Source organism: Vibrio sp. V10_P2A27P122 (assembly GCF_963874335.1).
GTDB lineage: Bacteria > Pseudomonadota > Gammaproteobacteria > Enterobacterales > Vibrionaceae > Vibrio > Vibrio anguillarum.
Genome location: NZ_CAWNHY010000051.1, coordinates 1 through 8,228, shown reverse-complemented (window position 1 = coordinate 8,228; position 8,228 = coordinate 1). Strand labels below are relative to the sequence as shown.

Here is an 8,228-nt window from a genome sequence, read left to right as displayed (position 1 = left end):
AGGCTACGGTGGTTACTCATATATACAAAATCTTGGTATTTCTTGTATTAAAATAGACAAAATGTTTATTGATACGATTGGAACTGACGACTTAAAAATAAAGGTACTCAATTCCATTATTCTCTCAGCACAAGAAGCTAATATTGAAATTATTGCTGAAGGCGTTGAACGCGGAGACCAAGTTGATTATCTTGCTACTCGTGCTGTGTATCTTATCCAAGGATTCATCTATTCTAAACCCTCACCGATTGAACATATTTTGGGAAATTAATAATTCCTGAAGTCGGGAGAAATCACACCATAACCAACTTTATTATGGCGTGATCTTACCTAGTCTCCATTCTACTTAGGAGAAAATCAGTGCTTTCAGGCTGGCTTGCGGATCAATATCTTCAAACTCTGGTGGGTTTTCTAGGCGAGCTTGAAAAGTAAGTGATGGCGCTTCCACCTTCATCCCTTCGATTAAAAAGTCGCAGGTTACGGCTGGTGAATTAACGCATGCAAGCACTTCGCCGCCTTGTTCTAACAGCTCAGGTAAACGGCGTAAGATACGTTGATAATCTTTAGTCAGCGCAAAGCTGCCTTTTTGAAACGAAGGAGGATCAATAATAATCAAATCATATGGCCCTGATTTTTTGATTTTTCCCCAAGACTTGAAAATATCATGTCCAAGAAACTTCACTGAATTGAGATTGTGGCCATTTAATTGATGGTTTTCACGGCCTTTAGCCAGTGATGCTTTGGCCATATCGACATTCACAACTTGGTCAGCACCACCAGCAATAGCTGCTACTGAAAAACCGCAAGTATAGGCAAATAGATTCAGTATATTTTTATGTTTAGCGTGAGATGAAACCCACTCACGGCCGTAGCGCATATCCAAAAACAGCCCAAAATTCTGGTTACGCCCAATGCTCAATTGGTACTTTAAGCCATTTTCGACCACCACAGGGAAAGGCTCTAACGCTCCCCATACTGTTTCTGAAGGCGCGCCATCGGCATATCGATGCTGAAGTAAGACACAACTACCTTGCTTTTCTAGCCATAACGGACTGGTTGTTAGGTGCGACAAACCCGCTTTTAACTCCGCGAGAAAATCTTCTTCGACATTTTTAAATAAGTTGACGACTAACTGCCCTTGCAACCAGTCACAGGTGAGCTGTTCTAGACCTGGCCACTGACGACCTCGGCCATGAAATAAGCGGCGAATTTCACCTGTATTGCAGGAGAGCTGCTGCTCAATATGGGTAAAAAAGTGAGAAAGCGCTGAGCGTTGCATTGTTTGTTCTGTCATTTGTTTACTTTCGGCCAAACTAGATTCCAAGGTGTTAACCAAGATTCAATCCCTTGGCTAACAATGTCTGAGTTCCATTTCTGCCCCATCGCTACTTGATTGCGTGGGTCGCAGATAAATTGATACCACAGATCCTGATAGCAAAAACGTAACGCAAAAGCGTGTAGATAGCCTCTATCAGAATCATCATGAGAATGATAAATCGGGTCACCGACAATCGCAGAGCCGAGTGATTTCAAAGCAACCCTAATTTGGTGGGTTTTTCCGGTAAAAGGTTTACATAAAAAGAGACGTTCACCCGGCTCAGCAGAACAGGAAAAAAACTGCGTTACTGCAGGGTTATTTTGTGTCACTACTAACTTCCATGACGAACGTCGAGAGCGTTCCATATCACCGCTTATCAAGCCCTGTTTCTTTTTAGGCTTTTTACTGCCAATGGCAAGATAGAATTTCTCGACTTCCCTTGCTGCAAAGTTTTTAGACAACTCACTGGCCGCAGCTTGGTGGCGGGCAAGCAATAAAATGCCGGACGTCATTTTATCCAACCGATGAACTAAGTAGAGCTGGCCATCACCTGAAACCTTACCCACTTCTTGCAGAAGCATCGTATCCCCGTCATCTTTGTGTACAGAAACATTGGGATGCTTGTTGATGATGAGAAAATCGTTGTGAGTATAAAGAATATCAAACATGTGAATCACTAACTGCAGAATAGGCGGCTGAGTATAGCGTTAAACAACACAGATACCAATAAATGCAAGGTTCAAGGCCGTAGGATGATAAAAAGGCTCTCGGATGAGAGCCTTAGGAATGCGCTAAATTAATGAATAAGCAAAGACCATTAAAATCGCCACGGGGCAAACAAAACGCACGTACCATGGCCAAATTTTCCAGAATAGGCTTTGTGCAATGTCTGGGTTACCTTGTTTGATCTCATCAAGCAATTTATTACGATGCCAAACCCAACCCACCACAATAGCCCAAACCACACCTAATAAAGGTTGCATATAGACGGTCGAGACGTTAGCCACTAGGTTAAATAACGCCCCAAAGTTAAGGGAAATGATGATGCTCAGCAGCGCAATGGCTCCACCGATCATCCATGTTGCTTGGCTACGAGTCATTTTTAGTTCATCTTGCGCGCAAGATACTGGTACTTCTAGCATAGAAATTGAAGAAGTTAGCGCTGCGATAACCATCAAAATAAAGAAACCAAAACCGAGCAACACCCCTGCACTGCCCATATTATCAAACATCGCAGGCAGCACGGTGAAGACTAAATCGCCCGAACTCATCAAGTTGCCTGCATCATCAAAAATTTCGACACCATGATTTTTAGCCACAAACATTGCTGGGAGAATCAAAAGGCCAGCTGCAAACGCCACTCCCGTATCAATCGCCGCGACTTGCGCCGCTGTTTTTGGCAAATTAACATCTTTCTTAAGATATGAGCCATAAACGATCATCGCTCCAACGCCTAAAGAGAGAGAGAAGAAAGCTTGCCCCATTGCGTCTACTAATAAACTGGGAGTGATGTGCGCAATATCAGGGATCAAATACATCTTCAATCCTTCCATTGCCCCATCTTGGGTAAAGATATAAGCAATCATGGCGCCGAATAGAATAAAAAGCACTGGCATCAAACGGGTAGACCATTTTTCAATGCCGTCCGCGACACCTTTTCGCACAACATAAATAGTGAGCAAAGAAAATGCGAGAGCCAGTAAAACATTGCGTAAGCCGCTAAAATTCACTAACCAATCGGCCGCCGTCTGTAAACCCAACAGGCCTAATATAGGGGATGCCGCAAAACCCATAAGCCATCCGGCAAGAATGGAGTAAAAACTGAGGATCATCGATGAGGCAATCATCGCGATAATGCCAAACAGTGCCGCCGCCGCACGATTTTTGGTCCAGATACTTCTTAAAGAAGCGATGGGGTTAGATTGTCCATGTCGCCCGATCGTCAATTCCGCAACCAGCATTGGAAACGCCAGCAAGAATACCATCGCCAAATAAATCACTAAAAATGCCGCGCCACCATTACTTGCCGCTTTGGTCGGAAAACCCCACACATTCCCTAGGCCAACCGCAGAACCTGCAGCCGCCATAATAAAACCAAGTCTCGATGAGAAATGACCTCTTGAACTACTTGCCATAAACTATTTACCAATGTTGTGTTTGTTAGGCAGTGCTAAAAGTGAGTGTAAACTTTTAATTACACAAGTTATAATTTTTAGTCGCACTGAGATGGTGGCAAGTAAAACAGTTTGAGATTAAAATTGGAAGTCCGAACGATATAAATTATGGATTAGACCGTAGTTTTATAGTTCAATTGTTGCTTTTTTATCCTCAGATCATTTTTTTAAACTGCCATGATCACTTTAGTAACACGATTCATCTGTTACTATTTTCATATTATTCACGCGATAAACTTCCTTACTTTTCCCTTTCCCTTTACTATCGTGACTTATTCTATCGACAAGATTAATGGCATGGACAAGGTTTACCACGTTCTTACTTTAGCAGGCATCGCACTCTATTGGTTTTTGGTCGCCGCAGTCACGCTACGCGTTGTGTTGAAACGCCGAGCGGTGAGTGTTTCTCTGGCTTGGCTGATGGTGATTTATATCATTCCGATTGTGGGAGTGATCTGCTACTTTCTTTTTGGTGAGCTAAATTTAGGGCGCAAGCGTGCAGAGCGTGCCAAGGAAATGTTTGCTCCATTTGGTGATTGGTTTAGACGGCTTAACGATTGCCAAGCTCATGCCCCTGAGGGAATGGGTGCTCAAATTTATAAAATTGATGAACTGTGTAACCACCGTATGGGGATTCCGGCCTTAAGTGGTAATACGTTATCACTGCAAACCTCCCCTAACGAAATTCTGCATTCCATTATTGCCGACATTGAACAAGCTCACACCAGCATTCAAATGGTCTTTTATATTTGGCACCCAGGTGGATTGGCGGATTCGGTTGCGTCGGCTCTGATCCAAGCGGCCAAACGAGGTGTACACGTTAAGCTGCTGCTTGATTCCGCAGGGAGCCCCCGCTTCTTCAAAAGTCATTGGTATACCATGATGAAAGACGCAGGAGTTGAAGTCGTCCAAGCGTTAGAAGTGAGCCCGTGGCGGATGTTCTTACGCCGCTTAGACCTACGCCAACATCGTAAAATCATTGTTATCGACGATAAAATTGCCTACACAGGCTCGATGAATTTGGTTGACCCGGCCTATTTCAAGCAAAACTCCGGTGTGGGTCAATGGGTCGATATTATGGTTCGTATTACTGGGCCTGCGGTCAATGTGCTGTCCGCAGTACATTGCTGGGATTGGGAGGTGGAAACGGGAACACGTATGTTACCAGCACAACCAGAATGCACAATTGGTCCGGATCAGCCCCATCATCCTGTACAGGTTGTCCCTTCAGGCCCTGGTATGCCAGAAAACTTAATCTCCCAAGTGTTAACACTGGCGATTAATCAGTCAAACCAATCCGTTAGGATCACTACCCCTTACTTTGTGCCTAGTGCAGACCTATTAGCAACGCTAAAAATGACCGCTCAGCGCGGTATCAATGTTGAGATCATTATTCCACATAAAAATGACTCATTGATGGTCAAATGGGCCTCTCGCGCCTTTTATGGTGAGTTGCTCGAAGCCGGTGTGAAAATATACGAATTCTACGGTGGCTTGCTGCACACTAAATCCGTCGTGATCGATAACCAGTTCTGTCTTGTCGGTACAGTGAATATCGATATGCGCAGCTTATGGCTCAATTTTGAAGTCACGCTCGCGATTGAAGACCAATCCTTCACTCAGGAAATGAACTGGCTACAGCAACACTATATAGAACAATCTCACTTGGTTGAGCTACCAATATGGGAGCAACGCCCACTGTATCATAGGTTTTTTGAACGATTGTTCTATCTGTTTAACCCTCTGCTATAAACTTTTTATCTGACTGGGGTTGCCAAGCTAGGCAACTCCATGTTTTAAATAACGAACTCTCTCCCAGACAAGGATTTCGGATGTCAGAAGGTAAAAAAACACAGTTGGTCAATGCGGGTCGTAGTAAAAAGTGGACCAATGGCGTTGTCAACCCACCTATTCAGCGCGCCTCTACCGTTGTATTTGATAGTGTGGCTGAAAAAAATCATGCGACTGTCAATCGGGCTAATAAAACACTTTTTTATGGACGCCGTGGTACTCATACGCACTTTGCGTTCCAAGAAGCAATGGTGGAAATTGAAGGTGGTGTCGGTTGCGCGCTTTTCCCTTGCGGTGCGGCCGCCATTGCCAATAGTATTCTTTCCTTTGTGCAAACGGGTGACCATATTCTGATGGTCGACACTTGCTATGAACCTACTCGTGATTTTTGTGAAAAAATCATGAAAAAAATGGGCATAGAAACGACCTACTACCCACCGACCATAGGTGAAGGAATCCGTGCTTTGATCCAACCCAATACCAAAGTGTTGTTCACTGAATCACCCGGTTCGATCACGATGGAAGTGCAAGATATCCCAACCTTAGCGCAGGTTGCACATGAACATGACATCATTGTCATGCTGGATAACACTTGGGCGGCGGGCGTGAACTTTTCACCTTTTGAACATGGTGTTGATATTTCGATCCAAGCGGCGACAAAATACATTGTTGGCCACTCAGACGTGATGTTAGGAACAGCGATTGCCAATGAAAAATGCTGGGATCAATTGCGAGAGCAAAGCTATTTGATGGGACAATGTGTCTCACCTGATGACGCTTATTTAGGGCTACGAGGGCTGAGAACGTTAGATGTTCGCTTACGTCAACATGCTCAAAATAGCTTAGCCATTGCGCACTGGTTAGCAGAACAACCTGAAGTGGATCACGTTCGCCATCCTGCGTTAGAGACTTGTCCTGGACATGAGTTTTATCAGCGTGATTTCACTGGTGGTAACGGGCTGTTTTCATTTGTATTAAAGAGCAGTGATACAAAAGCTACGACGGCTTTGCTCGATGGCATGCAACATTTTAGTATGGGCTTTTCATGGGGTGGGTTTGAAAGCCTGATTTTAGCTAATGAACCCAAAAGCTTTGATAATTTAAGAACCGTCGCACACCCGCACTTTGCAGGTACACTGATTCGAGTACATATTGGTCTTGAAGATGTAGACGATCTGATCGCTGATCTAAAAGCGGGATTAGAACGCTACAGTGCACAGCTTGCTCTGCGTGCATAATATGAGCGGAAGAACAAAAGGCCGCTGAATCTTCAGCGGTCTTTTGCATATTAGGTTACCCTGAAAAATTAACGCTTGGGGCAATCAGCCAAATGATCGTTCACCATACCCACCGCCTGCATAAAAGCATAACAAATCGTTTCGCCAATAAACTTGAAGCCTTTTTTCTTTAGAAATTGGCTCATCGCCTTAGACGTGGGCGTCGATGTAGGGATATCACTCATCTGCTGCCAATGATTGAGCACTGGTTGACCATCCACAAACTGCCACAATGCTTTGGATAAAGAGCCATACTCTTGCTGCAACAATAAAGCCGCTCGTGCATTGGAATAGACAGAGGCAATTTTGCCTTTGTGCTTCACCACATCGAAATGCTCGATAATGTAAGGTGCCCGCGTTTCGTCGTACTGAGCCAGTTTTTCAAGATCATAACCGTCAAAGGCTAAGCGGTAACCTTCGCGCTTTTTCAAAATCGTAATCCAGCTCAGCCCAGCTTGCGCACCTTCTAACGTCAAAAATTCGAACAACTTGACATCATCGTAAACGGGAATGCCCCACTCATTATCGTGATAATCGCGCTCTAAAGGGTGATTCATCGCCCATGCACAAGTCATTTCTGTATGATGCTTCATTTTTTGTTTCCTTACCCTTACCTTCATTTGCGGTGTCAGTTGAACAATGACACTGCAAATCTACGTGCCTAGCTTTGCTTTTTAAAGCTGATTAAACTCACGATTGACTTTAAATGCTTCAGAGGTGACATAAGCCTCCATTTCACGGATTTTCTGATCCACTCGAGTTAAATCTTGATCCAATGTCGCCAGCAAAGCTTCGGCGGTTTGTCCTTGCTCCCAAGGCTTATTCTTCAATGTATGTTCGCGTTGGGCTTTTAGCGTTTCAACATACTGAGTAGGCTGCTTTTCTAACATCAGCATCAAAGCCATATAAGCTAAAAGCACTAAAAAACCACCACCGAGTAGTGCAGCCGAGATGACCAATATACGCACCAACCAAACTTCTAACCCAAGATAATTAGCAAGCCCAGCGCATACGCCAGCTATTTTGCCATTGACCGGATCTTTATAGAGTTCTCGGCTAGCCATGATTTTGCCTCCAAGTCGGTGATTCAGCATCTAAGATGCGTTCAAGGGTTTCAACACGGCTTTGCAGTTTTTCCGCTTTTTCAGATAACGCTTTGATCCGCTCTAAATCCTCTTGTGACAATGAGTTGCTGCTATGTCGTTTACCTCTGTAATGCAGAAAAAGCCATATCGGTGCAACAAAAATCAAAAAGACAATCAGTGGACCTGCGATAAAAAATGATGACATATATGCCACTCCTCGTTATTGGTTTTTGTCCATTTGCTGTTTCAGTTTTGCTAGCTCTTGTTCAATTTCATCTTGCGCTTGAAGTTCAGCAAATTCTTGGTCGAGTGACTTAGCGTTACCGGACATAGCGTAGAGATCGGCTTCAGCTTCAAGTTCATCGACTTTACGCGAGTACTGCTCAAACTTCGCCATCGCTTCATCAGTACGGCTAGTATGCAAATGACGTTGCACATCACGACGGTTATGCGCAGTTTGGCTACGAAGTGCCAAAGCTTGTTGCTTCACCCGTGTTTCGGCAATTTTGGCCTCTAACTTACCGATTTCCCCAGTCAATTTATCGATAGTTTCTTCTACCAAGGTTTGTTCAGTGTGCAAGCC

10 protein-coding genes are annotated in these 8,228 nt (G+C 44.2%); 3 read left to right on the top strand and 7 right to left on the bottom strand.

Annotated features, from left to right (window positions below; translation table 11 throughout):
- A partial coding sequence (locus AACQ17_RS03100) for an EAL domain-containing protein (RefSeq protein WP_141195333.1) occupies positions 1–271 on the top strand: 271 nt, incomplete at its 5' end.
- A 75-nt stretch (positions 272–346) separates the two neighbouring features.
- On the opposite strand, the gene AACQ17_RS03095 is transcribed toward AACQ17_RS03100, so the two are convergent.
- The 3 genes from AACQ17_RS03095 to AACQ17_RS03085 form a co-directional block, all read right to left on the bottom strand.
- The gene (locus tag AACQ17_RS03095; protein WP_026029089.1) at positions 347–1,279 is read right to left on the bottom strand and encodes a class I SAM-dependent methyltransferase; all 933 of its coding nucleotides are present in this window, start codon (positions 1,277–1,279) and stop codon (positions 347–349) included.
- An 11-nt stretch (positions 1,280–1,290) separates the two neighbouring features.
- Positions 1,291–1,986, bottom strand: coding sequence for a TIGR01621 family pseudouridine synthase (locus AACQ17_RS03090; RefSeq protein ID WP_069211978.1), 696 nt, complete (start codon positions 1,984–1,986; stop codon positions 1,291–1,293).
- 123 nt (positions 1,987–2,109) lie between these two features.
- Positions 2,110–3,453 (bottom strand): sodium-dependent transporter, encoded by a 1,344-nt coding sequence (locus AACQ17_RS03085; protein ID WP_013857032.1) that lies wholly within the window; start codon positions 3,451–3,453, stop codon positions 2,110–2,112.
- 336 nt (positions 3,454–3,789) lie between these two features.
- Between AACQ17_RS03085 and cls the strand changes: the two genes are divergently transcribed.
- Together cls and AACQ17_RS03075 are read left to right on the top strand one after the other, a co-directional pair.
- The gene (gene cls / locus AACQ17_RS03080) at positions 3,790–5,244 is read left to right on the top strand and encodes a cardiolipin synthase (RefSeq protein ID WP_094124929.1); all 1,455 of its coding nucleotides are present in this window, start codon (positions 3,790–3,792) and stop codon (positions 5,242–5,244) included.
- Between the two features lie 80 nt (positions 5,245–5,324).
- Positions 5,325–6,521 (top strand): cystathionine beta-lyase, encoded by a 1,197-nt coding sequence (locus tag AACQ17_RS03075; protein ID WP_094147491.1) that lies wholly within the window; start codon positions 5,325–5,327, stop codon positions 6,519–6,521.
- A gap of 68 nt (positions 6,522–6,589) precedes the next feature.
- On the opposite strand, the gene AACQ17_RS03070 is transcribed toward AACQ17_RS03075, so the two are convergent.
- The 4 genes from AACQ17_RS03070 to AACQ17_RS03055 form a co-directional block, all read right to left on the bottom strand.
- The gene (locus AACQ17_RS03070) at positions 6,590–7,180 is read right to left on the bottom strand and encodes a DNA-3-methyladenine glycosylase I (protein WP_013857035.1); all 591 of its coding nucleotides are present in this window, start codon (positions 7,178–7,180) and stop codon (positions 6,590–6,592) included.
- Positions 7,181–7,234: 54 nt separating this feature from the next.
- Complete coding sequence (gene pspC / locus AACQ17_RS03065; RefSeq protein WP_094147492.1) at positions 7,235–7,624, bottom strand: envelope stress response membrane protein PspC; 390 nt, start codon at positions 7,622–7,624, stop codon at positions 7,235–7,237.
- Positions 7,617–7,850, bottom strand: coding sequence for an envelope stress response membrane protein PspB (gene pspB, locus AACQ17_RS03060; RefSeq protein ID WP_026027627.1), 234 nt, complete (start codon positions 7,848–7,850; stop codon positions 7,617–7,619). The genes pspC and pspB overlap by 8 nt, the downstream gene beginning before the upstream one ends.
- A 15-nt stretch (positions 7,851–7,865) precedes the next feature.
- The coding region (locus AACQ17_RS03055; RefSeq protein WP_170935143.1) for a PspA/IM30 family protein at positions 7,866–8,228 on the bottom strand (363 nt) is incomplete at its 5' end.

Coding starts and splice junctions, on each gene's coding strand:
- pspB (WP_026027627.1), bottom strand. CDS start 7,850: ATGTCATCATTTTTTATCGCAGGTCCACTGATTGTCTTTTTGATTTTT.
- pspC (WP_094147492.1), bottom strand. CDS start 7,624: ATGGCTAGCCGAGAACTCTATAAAGATCCGGTCAATGGCAAAATAGCT.
- AACQ17_RS03075 (WP_094147491.1), top strand. CDS start 5,325: ATGTCAGAAGGTAAAAAAACACAGTTGGTCAATGCGGGTCGTAGTAAA.
- AACQ17_RS03090 (WP_069211978.1), bottom strand. CDS start 1,986: ATGTTTGATATTCTTTATACTCACAACGATTTTCTCATCATCAACAAG.
- cls (WP_094124929.1), top strand. CDS start 3,790: ATGGACAAGGTTTACCACGTTCTTACTTTAGCAGGCATCGCACTCTAT.
- AACQ17_RS03095 (WP_026029089.1), bottom strand. CDS start 1,279: ATGCAACGCTCAGCGCTTTCTCACTTTTTTACCCATATTGAGCAGCAG.
- AACQ17_RS03085 (WP_013857032.1), bottom strand. CDS start 3,453: ATGGCAAGTAGTTCAAGAGGTCATTTCTCATCGAGACTTGGTTTTATT.
- AACQ17_RS03070 (WP_013857035.1), bottom strand. CDS start 7,180: ATGAAGGTAAGGGTAAGGAAACAAAAAATGAAGCATCATACAGAAATG.